The organism is Methanoculleus horonobensis (genome assembly GCF_001602375.1).
Classification (GTDB): domain Archaea; phylum Halobacteriota; class Methanomicrobia; order Methanomicrobiales; family Methanoculleaceae; genus Methanoculleus; species Methanoculleus horonobensis.
On record NZ_BCNY01000013.1, the window covers coordinates 291,906 to 308,614 of the forward strand.

At 61.1% G+C, this 16,709-nt stretch carries 22 protein-coding genes; 8 read left to right on the top strand and 14 right to left on the bottom strand.

Annotated features, from left to right (window positions below; genetic code table 11):
- Positions 1-3: 3 nt before the first annotated feature.
- Complete coding sequence (locus tag MCUHO_RS04430) at positions 4-789, top strand: methyltransferase domain-containing protein (protein ID WP_067073995.1); 786 nt, start codon at positions 4-6, stop codon at positions 787-789.
- Positions 786-1,475: a TIGR04282 family arsenosugar biosynthesis glycosyltransferase gene (locus MCUHO_RS04435; protein ID WP_084385920.1), complete on the top strand. Its 690-nt coding sequence runs from the start codon at positions 786-788 to the stop codon at positions 1,473-1,475. The genes MCUHO_RS04430 and MCUHO_RS04435 overlap by 4 nt, the downstream gene beginning before the upstream one ends.
- A gap of 50 nt (positions 1,476-1,525) precedes the next feature.
- Here the strand turns inward: MCUHO_RS04435 and MCUHO_RS04440 are convergent, their stop codons facing one another.
- The 9 genes from MCUHO_RS04440 to MCUHO_RS04475 all read right to left on the bottom strand — a co-directional run bounded on the left by MCUHO_RS04440 (position 1,526) and on the right by MCUHO_RS04475 (position 6,705).
- Positions 1,526-1,969 carry a hypothetical protein gene (locus MCUHO_RS04440; protein ID WP_067073999.1) on the bottom strand — a complete coding sequence of 148 codons (444 nt, stop codon included), beginning with the start codon at positions 1,967-1,969 and terminating at the stop codon, positions 1,526-1,528.
- A 232-nt stretch (positions 1,970-2,201) separates the two neighbouring features.
- Positions 2,202-2,477 (bottom strand): DNA-binding protein Alba, encoded by a 276-nt coding sequence (albA, locus tag MCUHO_RS04445; protein WP_011844294.1) that lies wholly within the window; start codon positions 2,475-2,477, stop codon positions 2,202-2,204.
- 13 nt (positions 2,478-2,490) lie between these two features.
- Positions 2,491-3,507 (bottom strand): aspartate-semialdehyde dehydrogenase, encoded by a 1,017-nt coding sequence (gene asd, locus MCUHO_RS04450; protein ID WP_067074002.1) that lies wholly within the window; start codon positions 3,505-3,507, stop codon positions 2,491-2,493.
- A 47-nt stretch (positions 3,508-3,554) separates the two neighbouring features.
- Positions 3,555-3,728, bottom strand: coding sequence for a 4Fe-4S binding protein (locus MCUHO_RS12320; protein WP_011844296.1), 174 nt, complete (start codon positions 3,726-3,728; stop codon positions 3,555-3,557).
- Positions 3,729-3,789: 61 nt separating this feature from the next.
- A complete protein-coding gene (dapB, locus tag MCUHO_RS04455; RefSeq protein ID WP_067074006.1) occupies positions 3,790-4,548 on the bottom strand; it encodes a 4-hydroxy-tetrahydrodipicolinate reductase in 759 nt (252 codons plus the stop codon).
- Positions 4,541-5,416: a 4-hydroxy-tetrahydrodipicolinate synthase gene (gene dapA, locus MCUHO_RS04460; RefSeq protein WP_067074011.1), complete on the bottom strand. Its 876-nt coding sequence runs from the start codon at positions 5,414-5,416 to the stop codon at positions 4,541-4,543. Before dapA ends, dapB begins: the two co-directional genes overlap by 8 nt.
- Positions 5,417-5,426: 10 nt before the next feature.
- On the bottom strand, positions 5,427-5,615 hold the full coding sequence (locus MCUHO_RS04465) for a 30S ribosomal protein S17e (protein ID WP_067074014.1): 189 nt from the start codon (positions 5,613-5,615) through the stop codon (positions 5,427-5,429).
- 12 nt (positions 5,616-5,627) lie between these two features.
- Positions 5,628-6,176 carry a thiamine-phosphate synthase family protein gene (locus MCUHO_RS04470; protein ID WP_067074018.1) on the bottom strand — a complete coding sequence of 183 codons (549 nt, stop codon included), beginning with the start codon at positions 6,174-6,176 and terminating at the stop codon, positions 5,628-5,630.
- 40 nt (positions 6,177-6,216) lie between these two features.
- Positions 6,217-6,705, bottom strand: coding sequence for an HD domain-containing protein (locus MCUHO_RS04475; RefSeq protein ID WP_067074032.1), 489 nt, complete (start codon positions 6,703-6,705; stop codon positions 6,217-6,219).
- A gap of 240 nt (positions 6,706-6,945) precedes the next feature.
- On the opposite strand from MCUHO_RS04475, the gene MCUHO_RS04480 reads away from it, so the two are divergent.
- Positions 6,946-7,128 (top strand): hypothetical protein, encoded by a 183-nt coding sequence (locus MCUHO_RS04480; protein ID WP_235808161.1) that lies wholly within the window; start codon positions 6,946-6,948, stop codon positions 7,126-7,128.
- Here the strand turns inward: MCUHO_RS04480 and priL are convergent.
- Complete coding sequence (gene priL / locus MCUHO_RS04485) at positions 7,125-8,129, bottom strand: DNA primase regulatory subunit PriL (RefSeq protein ID WP_067074038.1); 1,005 nt, start codon at positions 8,127-8,129, stop codon at positions 7,125-7,127. The two genes, MCUHO_RS04480 and priL, sit on opposite strands and share 4 nt — an antisense overlap.
- Positions 8,129-8,872, bottom strand: a complete 744-nt coding sequence (locus MCUHO_RS04490) for a DNA polymerase sliding clamp (protein ID WP_067074041.1) — start codon at positions 8,870-8,872, stop codon at positions 8,129-8,131. Before MCUHO_RS04490 ends, priL begins: the two co-directional genes overlap by 1 nt.
- A 245-nt stretch (positions 8,873-9,117) precedes the next feature.
- On the opposite strand from MCUHO_RS04490, the gene MCUHO_RS04495 reads away from it, so the two are divergent.
- From MCUHO_RS04495 to MCUHO_RS04510, 4 genes are all read left to right on the top strand, one after another.
- The gene (locus MCUHO_RS04495) at positions 9,118-9,729 is read left to right on the top strand and encodes an RlmE family RNA methyltransferase (protein WP_067074045.1); all 612 of its coding nucleotides are present in this window, start codon (positions 9,118-9,120) and stop codon (positions 9,727-9,729) included.
- Entirely contained in the window at positions 9,707-10,585 is an 879-nt protein-coding gene (gene moaA / locus MCUHO_RS04500; protein WP_067074048.1) for a GTP 3',8-cyclase MoaA, read from the top strand. The genes MCUHO_RS04495 and moaA overlap by 23 nt, the downstream gene beginning before the upstream one ends.
- A 638-nt stretch (positions 10,586-11,223) precedes the next feature.
- Entirely contained in the window at positions 11,224-11,733 is a 510-nt protein-coding gene (locus MCUHO_RS04505; protein WP_067074053.1) for a hypothetical protein, read from the top strand.
- 12 nt (positions 11,734-11,745) lie between these two features.
- The gene (locus MCUHO_RS04510; RefSeq protein ID WP_067074057.1) at positions 11,746-12,912 is read left to right on the top strand and encodes a M20 family metallopeptidase; all 1,167 of its coding nucleotides are present in this window, start codon (positions 11,746-11,748) and stop codon (positions 12,910-12,912) included.
- A 54-nt stretch (positions 12,913-12,966) separates the two neighbouring features.
- Here the strand turns inward: MCUHO_RS04510 and MCUHO_RS04515 are convergent, their stop codons facing one another.
- Genes MCUHO_RS04515 through MCUHO_RS13105 form a run of 3 tightly spaced genes read right to left on the bottom strand, consistent with a single transcriptional unit; the run spans position 12,967 to position 15,579 of the window.
- On the bottom strand, positions 12,967-14,091 hold the full coding sequence (locus MCUHO_RS04515) for a glycosyltransferase (protein WP_067074061.1): 1,125 nt from the start codon (positions 14,089-14,091) through the stop codon (positions 12,967-12,969).
- A 6-nt stretch (positions 14,092-14,097) separates the two neighbouring features.
- Positions 14,098-15,096, bottom strand: coding sequence for a hypothetical protein (locus tag MCUHO_RS04520; protein ID WP_328585625.1), 999 nt, complete (start codon positions 15,094-15,096; stop codon positions 14,098-14,100).
- Between the two features lie 21 nt (positions 15,097-15,117).
- Positions 15,118-15,579, bottom strand: a complete 462-nt coding sequence (locus tag MCUHO_RS13105; RefSeq protein WP_328585626.1) for a glycosyltransferase family 39 protein — start codon at positions 15,577-15,579, stop codon at positions 15,118-15,120.
- A gap of 406 nt (positions 15,580-15,985) precedes the next feature.
- On the opposite strand from MCUHO_RS13105, the gene MCUHO_RS04525 reads away from it, so the two are divergent.
- Positions 15,986-16,618 (top strand): hypothetical protein, encoded by a 633-nt coding sequence (locus MCUHO_RS04525; protein WP_067074063.1) that lies wholly within the window; start codon positions 15,986-15,988, stop codon positions 16,616-16,618.
- Positions 16,619-16,709: the final 91 nt, after the last annotated feature.

Consider the following 16,709-nt stretch of genomic DNA (forward strand, 5'->3'; position numbering starts at 1 on the left):
AATATGCCTGATATCACTATCGACGACGTCACGGCTGCCTACGAAGGAGCGGTCGGCGTCATCTGGGAGATGCTGATGGGGGAGGAGATCCACGTCGGCGGCGAACGGGAGACGGATGTCCTCGCGGAGTTAGCAGGCGTGAGCGCAGGTACCCGGGTACTGGACGTCCTCTCCGGTCTCGGAGGGCCGGCACGCCACCTGGCACACACCTACGGCGCGACGGTGACGGGGCTCGATGCGACCGGGCGGATGGTGAACGAGGCGGTCTTACGCACGGCAAACGTTGGCCTTCACGATCGCGTCACCTTCCGGCTCGGTAACGCTCTCGATATGCCTTTCAAGTCGGGGCTCTTCGACGTCGTCTGGGGGCAGGATTCCTGGTGTTACGTCACCGATAAGGACCGGCTGATACGCGAATGCCGCCGCGTGGCGGTGCCCGGCGGCACGATCGCCTTCACCGACTGGATAGAAGCCGGGACCATGAGTGCGGAAGAACGGCACAGCCTCAACGCTTTCATGCTCTTCCCGTACATGGAGACCCGGGACGGTTACCAGAGACTGCTCCGGCGGCACGGGTTTGCCCTGAAAGAATACGACGATCTCAGCGAGGATTTTGCGTCGCAGATGCACCGTTACCGGGACGCCCTCGCCGGCGGCCTGAAAGGCCGGATCGTCGAATACTTCGGGGCAGAGACGTTTCGGGATATGGAACGCGGCATCGGCCTCTGGGTGGATGCCGCCGACGAGGGGAAGGTAGGAAGGGGCCGGTTCGTGGGCAGAAAGGTATGATGCGGGCGGCTGCCGTCATGGCCCGGATGCCGGTTCCGGGAGAGGTGAAAAGAAGGCTCGTCCCGCCGCTCACGCCCAGCGAGGCAGCCCGGTTGTATGCAGGGTTCCTGCAGGACACCATTGAGCGGCTCGCCGGCCTCGAGGGGGTCCATCCATTCGTGGCCTACACGCCTCCTGCTGCAGACGGCTTCTTCTCCGGGGCTGCCCCCCGCGGGTTCTCCACCCTCCCCCAGGCCGGCGAAGACCTGGGAGAACGCCTTAGAAACGTTACAGCCACGCTCTTCTCACGGGGGGCAACGGCGGTCGTGCTCTGCGACAGCGACAGCCCCACCCTTCCCGGCCGGTACATCGAGGAGGCATTTCTCAGGCTCAATGAGACCGATCTCGTCATCGGACCGTGCGACGACGGAGGCTACTACCTGATAGGGATGCGGAGGCACCTCCCCTGCCTCTTTGACGGCATCCCCTGGAGCACGGCTCATGTGACGCAGCGGACGGTCGAAGCCGCCGAACGCCAGGATCTCTCTGTCTCCCTGCTCAAGCCCTGGTACGACGTCGACACGGCGGCCGACCTGGATCGCCTCTGCCGCGAGATGGCGACGCCACCGAAAGGCTCGCATCGTGCGCGCCATACCCGCCGGGCGCTTGCCGGGATCGGGCTGCTGCCGGAACGCCGCACCCGATAGACCCCCGGGTAGGCACCAGAAGATCGCCATCGCATCCGGCTTACCGACGGTTACGCAAAATAGCCGAGTCCGTCGGGGAACTCGCTGACGTCCTCGTAGTGTTTGACGTCCTGGGGGGTGATGATGGTGAGCGAGGGCACGACCACGCCGAAACCGTGCGCGGGGAACCAGTAGGATCCCTGCCCGTAGTCGTTCGACGCGTCCTTCACGCGCACCTCGATACGTTCGAGGTCGAGATACTGAACGGTGGCGTTGTTGAAGTTCAGTATCTCGAGTGCCTTCTGCCTCAAGTCGGACTTTCCAAGGAGGAGAACGAGGAACCCGATGCCGTCGTCTATCGTATAGTTCATGGTGACGACGGCATCCGCCTTATCCAGCCGGACGGTGACGTCTTTGACGGTGATGTAACTGTACCGCTCCTCGCCCGCCGCCGCCGCGGGAGCAACGAGGAGGGCCACCAGCATCAGCACCATGCCGACCGCCAACCGTTTCATAGTATAGCATATATGGAGCGGCTCTTAAAGCCTTTATGGTCGATCCGCACAAAATCAGCCGTATATGAGGCTGTCAGACATATAGGGCGCGCAGGATGGATTTTACCGGAGCGCCGAAGACTCCGGCTCACCGTGCAGGGCCGCCGCTGGAAACACCTCTCGAACGGAGAGATTCCATCGACACCCGGCCGCTACGCTCTCAGGGCGGGTATCAAAAAAGTGCTTCGGGATCTCACTTCGCATGAGTGAGAACGATCTCGATGCTTGATACGTTCGTTTTGCCGGTATCGGTGTCGATCATCTCGGTCGACGTGAAGATCTCTTTCTTGTCCACGTTTGCAAGGAACCGGTTGAGCGCGATCTCCGCCGTATCGACCGCACGTGAAATTGCCTTCCCCCGGGCCTTAATCGCGACTTCCTCCGCTCCGTTATTGAACTGGGTGACCACCGCAAGAACATAGTTCATGACCGGTTTGTTTCCCACGAATACTGTGTTGTCCTTTATCATTAGCCCACCTCGTCTAAAGGTACTTCCTCGAACATATCAGTTCTGCGTTGAGAACGGATGCGCCTGCGGCCCCACGAATGGTGTTGTGGCCGAGGGCAACGAACCGTAACCCTTCACGGATTCTCCCGACGGAGACCGTCATGCCCCGTCCGCGGTTACGGTCGAGCCGCGGCTGCGGACGGTCGGACTGGTCGAGGATCTCAACGGCCTTCTCCGGCTGTAAGGGTAGATTGCTGAAAGGGGACTTAAAGTTTGCGTAAGCTTTTTTCACCTCGGCAACCGGCTCCTTCACGTCGATCCAGACCGCAATGGTGTGTCCGTCGATGACGGGAACCCGGTGGCAGCTTGCGCTCACGCTGAACGGAGCCGGGGTTACCTCGGAACCGTCGAACGACCCCATGATCTTCAGTGTCTCGCTCTCCATCTTCTCCTCTTCGGAGCCGATATAGGGGACGACATTGTCGTAAATATCCATGGCGGAGACGCCGGCAAACCCGCCTCCCGAGATAGCCTGCATGGTCGCCGCACGCACGTCATGGAACTCGAACGACCGGAGGGGTGCAAGGGCCAGTGTAAGGACGATCGTCGAGCAGTTCGGGTTCGTCACGATGAACCCCTCACGTCCGCGATCCCGCTGGACGTCGATCAGGCCGAGGTGATCCGGGTTGACCTCCGGGATCACCAGCGGAACGTCCGCATCCATACGGTGCGAGCGGGCGTTGCTGCAGACGCCGATGCCTGCATCGGCGATCTCCGTCTCAAGGGACGCCGCCACCTCGGGAGGCAGCGCCGAGAAGACGAGGTCGCAGTCCTTCAGACTCTCGACGGTTGTGGGAGTGACGACGATATCACTGACGTTGTCCGGGTACGGCGCATCGAGGCGCCAGTTGACCACCTTGCCGTACGGTTTTCCCGCACTCCGCTCAGATGCGGTCAGCGTCTGGAGATGAAACCAGGGATGATCCGCCAGCAACTGAACAAAGCGCTGTCCCACCGCTCCTGTGGCACCAAGCACTCCTACATTTATCATAGACAAAAATATCTGTAGTGTAGGTGGTATTAAAAGAGTTGGTTTCTTTATTCCATGGAGATTGCTTCCGACGGGCACTCGTCGACGCAGGTTTCGCAATCAACACAGAGATCGACGTCTACTTTTGCCTTGCCGTCTTCCATGGTGATGGCTGAAGCCGGGCAGACGTCCACACAGGTTTCACAGCCGGTACACTTCTCAATATCAACAACTGCTGCCAATTTGGTTCCTCCGAACGTACATAGGTTACGACTACACCAAAAATAAAGTTCGCGTTCCGCATCACAGCCCGAGGACATCCTGCATCCCGTAGATGCGCGGCTCCCTGCCGACGACCCAGCGTGCGGCCCGGACGGCGCCCTGGGCGAAGACCGCCCGGTCGTATGCCCGGTGGGAGACCTCGATGCACTCGAAGTTCCCGGCAAAGAGGACGGAGTGATCCCCGACGATATCGCCGCCGCGGACGACATGAACGCCGATCTCTCCTTTCCGCTCGGTCTCGCCGACGCGGCCGTAGACCTTCTCGCGGCCACCGAGTTCCTGGTCGAGGATCTCGAGGATGGTCTTTGCCGTTCCGCTCGGGGCGTCCTTCTTGTAGCGGTGATGGGCTTCGGTGACCTCGATGTCGTAGTCGCCGAGCTCGCGTGCCGCTTCCCGCACGAGTTTCCAGAAGATGTTGACGCCGACGGAGAAGTTGCTCGATATCACCGCCGGGACGGTTCCTTCGACGGCACTCGCGATCGTCGCCCGCTGCTCGGGGGAGAACCCCGTCGTCCCGACGATGAGCGCCACGCCGTTCCGGGAGGCTGCTTTGATGTTCTCGACCGCAGCGGCCGCGACGGTGAAGTCGATCAGGACGTCGGGCTTCTTCTCCTTCAGGAACGCATCGATCTTCGCCGCCGGGACGACCTCGGTCTTAAAAAGCATCCCTTCCCGCACGTCGATGCCTCCCACGAGTTCCATATCGGGGGCTTCGTCGACGATCCGGCCGATGTTGGTGCCCATACGCCCCAGGGCACCGGACACGACTACCTTAACCATGGTTTACCAGCACCTTTCTCAGTTGTTCCGTCTTTGCTTCGTCGAGTTCGTCGAGCGGCAGCCTGACCGGTCCCGCGGCCATCCCGAGGAGTTCCACCGCCTTCTTCACGGGGATGGGGTTCGTGTCGATGAACATCGCCCGCATGAGCGCTGCAAGTTCGTAGTGCAGAACCCGTGCGCGGGCAAGGTCGCCGGCCCGGAAGGCCTCGTACATCCCGACCATCCGGCCGGGGTCGACGTTTGCCGCCACCGATATCACGCCCGCACCCCCGATGGCGAGGACGGGAAGAGTCATTGCGTCGTCCCCGGAGATCACGCTGAACTCCTCGTCCCGCGTCTCCTCAATGATCCGTGAGATCTGGGTGATGTCGCCGCTTGCCTCCTTGATCCCGACGATGTTCGGGTGCCTCGCGAGCTCGGCCACCAGGTCGGGCTGGAGGTTCTGCCCCGTCCGGCCGGGGACGTTGTAGAGGACGATCGGGATATCGAGGTCGGCAAGTTTCGTGAAGTGCTTGATGAGCCCGGAGCGGTTTGGCTTGTTGTAGTACGGGCTGATGACGAGCGCGCCGTCCGCACCCGCGTCCTTCGCCGATCGGGTCAGGCGGACGGCCTCTTCCGTGTTGTTCGATCCCGTCCCGGCAAGCACCGGCACCCGTCCGTTGACGACCTCGACGGCCTTGCCGATCACCTGCTCGTGCTCTTCGAACGTGAGCGTCGCGGACTCGCCGGTCGACCCGCAGGGCACGATGCCGTGAACCCCGCGCTGCAGGAGTGATTCTATGTTGGACTGTAATCCTTCAATATCGGGACTCGTTCGCGAGTCCCGGTAAAAAGGGGTAATGATTGCCGGAAGGATTCCCTCAAACATACAGTTTGGTTTAACGTCTCTTTGTATTTATCTTTCTTGAGATGTACCCGGCTACCCGGTTCCGGACGGTTTTGCTGTCGATCACGGCAACCTCGGCGACCGCGTGCTTATTCTCTTCAAAGTCTCCACTGAATCTGTCGCGGTGCTTGACGATCAGTTCTTCGCCGAGGTTCTTGATATATGACGGTTTTATTCCCATGTGGACCTACCCTTACAATTGTGCATAGATTATGCGATTCGACAGTTTAAGAATATTTTGTGCGACCGCGACCGGATCTTCCCCGAGAACCCGGATCATCGGCTCTTTCCCCACGGCCCCCCGATCGTAGATGACGTCGGGAACGCTCTCCCTGCAGCAGGAGGCGACGCCCCAGTCCATTGTCTGTACGCCCGGCGGTTCTTTCTCCCGGTCGAACGAGCAGACTTCGAAGAGGAGGTTATCGAGCTCAGGGAGGATTGCTTCCGAGAAGCGGATGTTTGCGGCGCTCCGGATGCGCGGGTCGAAACGCATGGCCGTGATGACGATCCGGGCCACGTGGTCGCTTGCCCCGAACGCGATCTCCCCGACGGGGTGCACCGCCTCGCCGAGCCTGACGATCCGGCCGAGGACTCCCGCCACGTCCTCTTTGCTCCGCGCATCGGGCAGGGCGTAGACGATGTTCATCCCGACCTCCGGGATGAGCCGGGCGTCCATCCGCTCGACGAGCAGCGCTACGGCCTCTTCCACGCGATCGATAACCTTGCCGCGCTCTTGCATCATGCCTTCTATCCTCGGTCAGGGAGCCATATATGGGTTGCGCTCAGCCGAGATCGAGATCGCCGCGGCCTTCCGTGAGCCCCTCGATCGCGATGCGGTAGAACGTCTCGAGATCCATGAGCGGTTCGATCATCCGGATCCTCTTGCGCTCGCAGCCGGCGGCAAACGACTTCTCCTTGAACTTCTTCTTCACCGTCCGGGGGGTGACCTCGTCGATCGCACCGCCCTTCACCAGGGCGCAGGCGATGATCAGGCCTGACGCGCTGTCCGCCGCCTGGAGCACAACCTCGACCGGCCGGACGTAATCCCCAAAGAGCATGTGGTTGTGGCGCCTGACGATATCCGCGATCTCTTCGGATACACCGTTCTCGATCAGAATCCGGTAACCCTCGACACCGTGCCGCTCCTTATCTCCGCCGACGATGTCGTAGTCGATGTCGTGCAGAAGGCCGATCACCTCCCACGTCGCGGCATCCTCGCCGAGATGCTCCGCGGCCTTCCTCATGACGGCGGCCGTGGCATGGCTGTGCATCGGGCCGAACGCGACCGGCCGAAGGGGGGAACGTGAGCACCGTTAGGTGCGAAGGGCCGTAGCAGCAGCACCGCAGGTGCGACTTGAATGATGTGGGACGGCGATGTCACGTAACGCCGGAGCAGGGCCAGTGCCTCGTCTCTCTCCATGCGTGCGGGATTGTCGGTCGGCCCGGATAAGCGTGTGGGTCGCCCCCGCCCTATGGATAGAGATATACCTGCACATCCCCCACCTGTTTACATGAATCTACGGGTTCTTGAGGTGCTGGCCGCATTCGGGTGTCTTGCACTGTTTGTCGTGCTGCTGGTGACGCTGCCCAATCTTATGGTCGGGATGGAGGGGCTCGCATACGTCGTCGCACTGGTCGCCTTCATTGCCGTGCTCAGTATCGCCGGCTACCTGATCGATAAAAAGGTCGCTTAACTCCGCTTTTTCTTTATATTTTTCTTGAGCCGGTAGTAACTCAGCGGATGGTTGACCCGGTCGCAGTCCTTGTCCCGGTTGGCACAGATCCCGAACGTGCGCATGGTGGCGCACGACGGCGGGGTATACTCGGTGCCGCCCCGGCCGGAGATGTGCTCCACCTGATACATCGTCATATCCGGGTCGAAGTCGGGAGCCCGCGCGAACACGTCCGCTATCTGCGCGACGTTCATCCCGATGGTATGGAGGAACGACGTGATGGCGAACCGGCCCATGTGCGTCAGGTTCGTCCCCGCGGTGATCGCCTGGATGAGCGCATTGATGCAGGGGGGGAACGCCTCCTCCCTGACCTCGCCGAACTGCTCGAGGGCCTGCTGCTGTTGCAGCGCGGCAATCTCGCCCGTCACCGGACTGAGGCGCTCGCAGATCCCCGTCGGAACCCGGAGCGGCAGCTGGTCGACGATGATTGCCCGGATCCGTTCCCGGACGAGTTCGTCGATCTCGCCCGCCTCAAGGTTCACGCCTCCCTGCCGGACGTTCCTGTTGACGAGCCGCCAGCGCTTGTCGCGCAGGTGCGGAACCAGTTCGACGTACCGGGTGACCGGCATCACGGCCGCCCCGGTATCGATGCCGACGCTCCAGGCAACGAACCGCCGTATCTCCGGCTCTTCGGTCGCGAGGAAGAAGGATGCGCGTTCGGCCTCGTAGCGGGCAAGGCGATCGATGAGCGACCGGTCGCCGACGCAGGAGACGAGCATCCGGGCAAGGGCGTAACTCGCGATCTCGAGCTCGGGCTTGAGGTTCCGGGTATCTTCGTCCCCGAACTCCTTTTTGAACGTGAGCGCGGCAACGACCCGTTCCTTTGCCCGCTCGAGCGCCCCTGCGCCGGGGCTGCTTGTGAGAAATTCCTCGAGCGACTCCACGTGCCGGCGGGCCAGCTCCTGCGATTCTTTCAAAAAGGGATATTTGATGAGTTCTTTGCGATCGAGTACGATACCCATCAATCGGCCTCGATCCGAGGAGCAAGGAGGTACTCGACGCGGCCGTTGCCGCCCGCAATGTCAAAGACAAACCGTACCGGGTGATCGATGCCGAGGTAGACCTCCACCTTCTCCGCGCGCGCCATGACGCGGCCCATGTCCTTCAAGTAGTCGATCGAGAAGAGAGAGCGGGCCCGCACCGGGTTTAACGCGACGAGTTCGTCCTCGCCGAGCGCGAGTTTGATCTGGTCGGTGTCCCCCTCCGCCTCCATGTAGAAGGTCATGGCATCGGGGTCGATCCCGAGCGCGATCTTGTCGGAGATGACGGCAGCGGCTTTGATGGCGTTGTTCAGCGCGTCGCCCGGAACGACCGCCTTACCGGGGAGGTCGATTCCCGGCGGGTTCGGATCCTTCCGGATGGTGTTGACGTCAAGGAGCGAGATGGAGTAGCGGTAGCCGCCGAAACTCAGTTCCAGTTTCCGCTCTTCATCGAGCAGGTTCAGGGTCACCGCGTCGCCCTTCCCCATCATCCCGATGATGTTCTTCATCTTTGCGATATCCAGACCCAGCTCCCCGGCCGTCGCCGAGAAAGAGTTGAACGCCGTGCTCTGGAGCTCCAGGGAGACCATGGCCACGTTTGCGGTATCGACGGAGCGTGTCCTGATCTGATCCTCGGCCGTGTGCAGGCGGCACTCCGTCACCAGTGCGGCGATCGCATCGATGGATTCCCGAAATATTTCTGCGTCAATCGTTGCCTTTAACATTGTGACCCCTTATTAAACTCTCGTTGAAAGTATATAATTACCCTATTCATTATAGTGCTTTACGATCAAAATCGGCAGACGGCTCATGACACCGGTCGCGGAGACGGTCGCGGCAGACACGGATCGCCCGTACTCCGGAACCGTATCATTGATGTTTAACAGCACCGAATACTAGACATAATCTTCTTGATCGTGCCGGCGGTGCAGACAGTTATCCGTCGACCTCAGGTGGAGGGTATCTTCCAATGGGTTCTCAATGGACTAAAGACAGCGTCTATCGAAAGGCGATGAAGGCAGGGTACCGGGCACGTGCCGCCTACAAACTGCTGGAGATCCAGCAGCGAAACGGTATCATCAGGCCCGACGATAACGTCGTCGACCTCGGGGCGGCGCCGGGCAGCTGGCTGCAGGTGCTCCGCGACCTGACCGATGGGAAGGTCATCGGCGTGGATCTCAATCCGATCGCGCCCATGGAAGGCGTCACCACCGTCGTCGGGGACTTCACCGACCCTCTCATCCAGGAGCGTATCCGCGAGGAGGCCGGCGGCGTCGTCAATGTCGTGGTCTCCGACGCATCGCCGAAACTCTCCGGCCAGAAGAGTTACGACCAGGCCCGTGCTATCGGGCTCGGCGAGGACGCACTGGCGTTTGCCTGCACGGTCTTGAAACCCGGCGGCAATATGGTGATAAAGTCGTTCCAGGGCGAGCTCTTCGGTGAACTGATCGCCGAAGTGAGAAAGCATTTCTATTCCGTCCGGGGCTACAGAACGAAGGCGTCGCGGAGAGGGAGCGCCGAGACCTATATTATCGCAAAGAACTTCAAAGGAACATGCGATGGTGCTGAAAGATCCTTATAACCGAACCGTAACCAACCTCCGGATCAGCCTCACCCAGCGGTGCAACCTGCGGTGCATCTACTGCCACGCCGAGGGAGAAGTGAGCCCGGAGGAGCAGATGAGCGCCGAGGATATCGCCGAGCTGATGCAGGTGGGCGCGCAGTTCGGGATCAGGAGCATCAAGTTCACCGGCGGGGAGCCGCTGCTCCGCCGCGACCTCGTCGATATCATCCGCTCGGTGCCCCCGGGAGTGGAGTCGTCCCTGACGACGAACGGGACGCTGCTTGCAGAGATGGCCGCGGATCTCAAAGAGGCCGGGCTTGCCCGGGTGAACGTCAGCCTCGACACCCTCCGCCCGGACCGCTACCGCGAGATCACGGGCAAAGACCGCCTCGCGGACGTTCTTAAGGGGATCGACGCGGCGATCGAGGCCGGGCTGACCCCGGTCAAGCTCAACATGGTGCTCCTCGACGGCATCAACGAGGACGAACTGGACGACTTCATGGCGTTCGTCCGGAGCAAGCGCGACGTCATCCTCCAGGTCATCGAGTTGATGGAGTTCAACGAGTGCAAGTTCCACGGGGACGTGGACGGCGTCGAGCAGGACTTAAACGACCGGGCGAAACGGGTCGTCACCCGGCGGATGCACCACCGCAAGAAGTACTGCCTCGACGGCGCCGAGGTCGAGGTGGTGCGCCCGCTCCACAACACGGAGTTCTGCGCATTCTGCAACCGCCTCCGCGTGACCTCGGACGGGAAACTCAAGCCCTGCCTTCTCCGGAGCGACAATCTGATCGATATCCGGGGCAAGCACGGCAAGGAACTCGAAGACGCCTTCCGCGAAGCCGTCGGCAGGCGGAAGCCGTTCTTTACATAACGATGTCTGCCCCGTTAGGGCGCGACGGACGGAACGTTCGGAGCGCGAGCACCGTAGGTGCGAAGGCAGGCGGAGTTCGAGAAAATTGCGCCGCAATTTTCGATGACGATGTTCAGCCCGCAACGCTGAACGGAGTTTGAGAAAACGCGAAGCGTTTTCGATGGCGATGTTCTGCCCGCAACGCTGAACGGAGTTTGAGAAAACGCGAAGCGTTTTCGATGGCGATGTTCTGCCCGCAACGCTGAACGGAGTTTGAGAAAACGCGAAGCGTTTTCGATGGCGATGTTCTGCCCGCAACGCTGAACGGAGTTTGAGAAAACGCGAAGCGTTTTCGATGGCGATGTTCTGCCCGCAACGCTGAACGGAGTTTGAGAAAACGCGAAGCGTTTTCGATGGCGATGTTCTGCCCGCAACGCTGAACGGAGTTTGAGAAAACGCGAAGCGTTTTCGATGGCGATGTTCTGCCCGCAACGCTGAACGGAGCTTGAGAAGCCATCAGGCTTCGAAGGCGACACGTGCCCCGTAAGGGTGCGACGCGTGCCCCGAAGAGGCAACCAGAGCCCCTCACCGCCCCGTATCACCGCCACTGTTGCGCGGAAGGAATACTTTTTGTACCTCTCTCCCCAATAGGAGAGAATATGCTGGAAATGAACGAGTACGTCCGCGTCATGCAGAAGCTGTACAGCAAATCGCTGATCCTGGAGAGCCCCACCGAGTTCCATCCGGTTCTGCACTTCTACTTTACCGACGCCCTCGCCCACATCGACTACACGCTCGGCATCCTCGCCTACAACTACATGTCGCCCCGGAATATCATGAGCATGGAATACATGCGGTGGCGTCTGGACGAGGAGAAGGTCGGCGACCGGGTGCACTTCCCGGGGTTCGTCAACTGGCTCAAAGAGGAGCAGCCGGAGAAGTACGAGGCGCTCCCGATGCTCTGGACCGGCGTCTACGGCGACGACGACCCCGCCCAGTACCGGAGCTTCCGGATCGTGCTCAACCCCGACGACAAAAAAGCGATCCCGGCCGATTACCTCTCGACGTTCATCGACGAGTTCTTCGAGCCGAAGTTCGTCAAACAGCTCTATAAGACCTCGTCGCTCGCCCGGCTCTTCGACGAGTATGTCCGGAGCAGATCGGCATAAGGAGACCACTCCATGGATGTCGCCCGACTCGCTTCATCGCTCATCCGGATACGGAGCGAGAACCCCCCGGGGAGCACGGCGGATGTCGTCGCGTTCATCGGGGAGTTCCTCGACTCCCTCGGGGTGAAGAACCGCATCGTCTCCCATCCCGGCGGGCGGGAGAACCTCGTCACGACCGGAGCCGGTTCCCGGCTCCTCCTCTGCGGCCACGTCGACGTCGTCCCCGCCATCCCCGACGACTGGACGCACGATCCCTACAGCGGAGAGGTTGCCGACGGTTACGTCTGGGGAAGAGGCGCCACCGATATGAAAGGGGGATGCGCCGCCCTCCTTATCGCCTACCGTGACCTCATCGAGAGCGGGGTGGAGCCGGACGTCCAGTTCGCCTTCGTCTGCGACGAGGAGACCGGCGGGGAGCACGGGATCCGGTCGCTGCTTGCACAGGGCCTGCTCGAGCCCCGCGAGTGCCTGATCGCCGAACCGACCCCGGAGACCAGCCCCGCGGTCGGCCAGAAAGGGCTCTACCGGGTCGACCTCTCCTTCCGCGGCAGGCCGGGCCACAGTTCGCTCTACCCCCTGGTCGGGAAGAGCGCCGTCATGGCAGCGTTCGATCTCATCGGCTACCTCCAAGAGGTTCACGCCCGCCCGTTCCCCGTCGGCGAAGACCTGCAGCCGCTCATCGACCAGTCCGCCCGGGTCTTCTCCGAGATCTTCGGGATCGAGGGAGGGGACGAGATCCTCACACGGGTGATGTTCAACCCCGGCCGCATCGAAGGCGGCGAGAAGGCGAACATCGTGGCGGAGCAGTGCCGGATGGAACTCGACCTCCGGGTGCCGTGGGGCTGCTCCCTCGACGAACTCCGGAAAGGCATCGCGGAACATGCGCCGGACGCCGTGATACGCGAGACGGACGTGGCCGAACCGACCCTGACGCCCCCGGATGCCCGGATCGTCCGGACGATCTCCCGCGAGGTGGAGCGGGTCTACGGGACGGTGACGCCGTTCCTCCAGTGGGCGGCAAGCGACGCGAAGTACCTCCGCGACGAGGGGTTCGATGTCGTGGAGTACGGCCCGGGAGAGATCCCGACGCTGCACGCGGTGGACGAGCGGGTCGGCGTGGAGCAACTCGAGAGGGTGGTGGATGTCTACCGCGGGGTCATCCGGGCGTACTCGGGGTGACCAGAGCCGCCGTCGACCTTAACCCGTTTTTTGTTCAAGCGGCGGGCACCCGCCTCAGTATGCTTCTGTCCACGTGTAGCGCCGGTTCACCATATAGTTCCAGGCAAACGCGACGAATATCCCTGCAAGGTTCGCGGCGAGGTAGTAGACGCCGGCAATATCCGCAAGGATATAGAGAACCCCCATATTGATGATGAGTCCCCCCATCGAAACCGCCTGGAACGATAGAATGCGCTGGATTCTTCGCCCGAACCTGAGGTTCCGCGCGGATTTGAACGTCCAGACGTCGTTCCAGACGAAGTTGTTCACGATGGAGAGTTCGATCGCGATTGCGGCAGAGACGAGGTAGTAGAGGCCGGCAACCTCGGTCAGGGCGTAGAGGAGTCCCATGTTGACGAGGATGCCGGAGAGCCCGACGAGCCCGAACCGGACGACCTTTGTCCACTCGTTCCAGACCGATCCTGTTCGGTGGGCGACCGCAAACCAGGCGATACCGCCGCACTGCCGGAGGTAGTCGATCATCGTGCCGGCCTGGAGTTTGCTCTCCCCCTCCTCGCGGTCTTTAAACACAAACGGGATCTCGACGAACGAGTCCCACCGTCCTTTGCCGAGAACCTCCATCAGGATCTTGTAGCCCCGAGGGGCAAGCGGGGCGCCGTCGACGACCTCGCGCCGCACGGCAAAGAACCCGCTCACGGGATCGGTGACCTCCGGGAAGAGGATGCGCCCGAACGCGGTGGCCCCAAGCGATATGATCCTCCGCTTGAGCGGCCACGCCTCGATGTCTCCGCCCTTCATGTACCTGCTCCCGATGACGATATCCGCTCCGCCCCGTATCGCCTCGTAGAACCGGGGGATGAGGTCCGGCGGGTGCGAGAAGTCGGCGTCGATGACCTGCAGGATATCCGAGCGCGCCGACCGGAATCCCTCGACGACCGACTGGGAGAGGCCGTGATCGTCTCTCCGCACGACCAGGCGCACGTTGTCGCACCGGTCGGCGATCTCCTGGACGATCGGGATCGTCCGGTCTTTCGAGGCGTCGTCCACCACCAGAACCTCGCCGCGGATGCTGCTTTGCCGGAAGACTTCGTTGACCGCTCCGATGATCGCGGCGATGTTCTCCTCCTCGTTGAAGGTCGGGATGATGACTGTCAGGTTGTAGGTATCGGTCGTTGCAATTCCCCCTTAAGCCAACACAAAGAGGTAGATCCCCATGCGCTGCCCGGCGAACTCTGTATTCTTATCAAGCCAGCCCAGCGCATCCCCGGTTGGGTCCACGGCGAGGATGTCGGTGGTCACGATGTAGAACGCACGACGGTCTGGATACTGCTCCCGGATCGTCTCAAGATCTTCTCCGGTATTCGCCCCGAGTTCGAGGGTTCCGTCGGTCGCGTTGCGGTAATAATAGTCGAGCGGTTGCGCCATGTAGGGCGGCAGCACGACGACGAGATCACTCTCTTCCGTCACCCCGCTTAAGTCCGCGGAGAATCCCCGCCAGTCGTTCTTCTGCGGCGTCGTGTAGTAGGTGGCAAGGAAGGGGGCGCTGACGAGAAATGCCGCTGCAATAGCAAGGTAGACCGCTCTCCGGTCCTTGACGAGGGCATGGAGTCCAGGATACGCCGACGCAATCCCGATGAAGTAGACCGGGAGGAGGTAGATGAGGTAACGCGGGATCATCGGCATCCGTGAGGAGAGGATGAGGCTCGCCGCCAGCGGGAGGACCATCATGAAGACGAGGAGGAGCGCTCCGTTCCGATCCTCGCGCCAGGTGAGGATGACGCCCACCAGGAAGAGAATGATGAACGGTACCAGGATGATATCGCTGAATCCCGATAACTGCTGAAGCGTCTGGTAAACGACGTCGGTCCCCTGGATACCATAGGTTGGAGCGGACGAAGTCCGAATAAGGAAGAGGCCGATGGTGACGATGAGGAGAGGGAGGGCGGCAACGATGAAGGCACCAAGCCCGATAGCCAGGTTTCTCGCGCTCCGTGGGTCACGCCGGATCTCCCCGGCTCGGGCGACCAGGGCATGGAGAACGAGGACGGCGACCGGCACGACGGCGTAGAAGTGCATCCAGAAGGCGACTGCGGAGAAGAGGCCGAAGAGAGCCCAGGAACGGGTCTCGTTCGATCTGCTCGCCCGCACGTAGAAGAGCAGCGCGAGGGAGAAGAAGAAGAGCATCGGGGCGTATGCCCGGGCATCCTAGGAGTAGTAGATGTGAAAGGGTGAGAACGCGAGGAGGGCGGCGGCGATGAGCCCGACGTTTCTGTCCCGGAACTCGGAGCCGATATAGTATACGACCGGGATCGTCAGGACGCCGAGGAGCGCGGGGAGGAACCGGAGCACGAACTCGCTCTCCCCGAAGACGAGCATCCCGTGCTCCAGCCAGTAGAAGAGCGGCGGGTTGAACTCTCCGCCCGCAGTGCTCTCCCAGATGCCGAGGAGCGACTGCCGGGCAAACGAGAGGGTCGAGGCCTCGTCGAGCCAGAGCGAGTTTCCGGCGAGGTTGTAAAATCGGAGGAGGAAACCTATGATGGTCAGCCCGAGGAGGGCCTGAACGTACCTGCTGGTTTTGATGGACGTCGCGATCGTATCGAACGGGGATGCATCCGGGCGTGCCGAAGTGGAAACGCCGGAATCAAGATCTCTTTCGTTATCGTGCACGTCTGCTTTGCGTTTGTTCTGTTTCCCCTGATTTTTGCCCATCGTTATCATCAACCGTTGGCCTTGTGCGCTGATATACGTTACTGGATTGATTCGCAAACGGGTCCAGGGGCGGGTAAAGATTTTCACATCGATTACTGCATGCTGCATCCGTTTCTACATGTAGTATCCAGAATGTAGCAGACGCATTTTGGCGGATATAGCATTTTTTGCCGGCAAACTCCCCTAAAATTAGCACGACCATCCTCTTTGAGTCTGTTCCTTTGGAGGCCGGGCTGACATAATCCCTAATCCGGCCGGGGTCCGGGTTATAGTACCCAGCTCGAATCCATATCGACCGTAGATAATATTTCACCGGGAATTCAAGCATAAAAACATATATATCCCCCTGGATAATCCCTCTACGATGAGCAAGGTGTATAAATCGCTCTTTGCAGCTGCAGTGATGATCCTGGTCCTTGCATCCGCGGGGTGCGCGGAGATGCCGGCGAGCAACGATCCGGGCTGGTCCGGGGGCCTTTCGCCGGAAGAGCAGGCCGGAGATGATGACGATCCCGGGTACCTGACCCCGGCAACCCCGTATCCGACTGCAACAGGCAGTATGGCCGGCCCCACGCTCAGCAGGCCGACGGAGACCCAGCCGACGCAGGACCCCTACGTGACGCTCTTCAACAAAACAATAGAGTTCAGTCCCGCTCACCCGAGAGACGCCTACTCCTTCAACCTGACCGCGCCCCCGCTCATCATCGAGTTCGACGTGGAGCCGAAGATGATCACGCGGGAGAAGCGTACCACGAGCGATTACGGCAGTAAAAAGGACATAGTCGTCAAACAGGAATATCCGAGCGAGGACTCATGGTTTTTGGTGACCGTCCGGGAGCGTGAGTCCGGCAAGATCGTGGCCGAGGACGGGTTCGGGAAAGGTTTCGGCACGGCGACCGATAAGCGGATGTACCTCGGCAAGTACGGGGACTACCTGATCGAGCTCTCGGGGAACGAAGCGAAGGTGCATGTAACGATGCGCGCCGGGGGCGTGTAGCCCCCCCGGGCAGATCGTCGAACGGGTTTTGCCGGGCGGATTCCGGCACCTGCAGCCGCCACCACGGCGTTCGGATCGCCTGGTGAGCAAT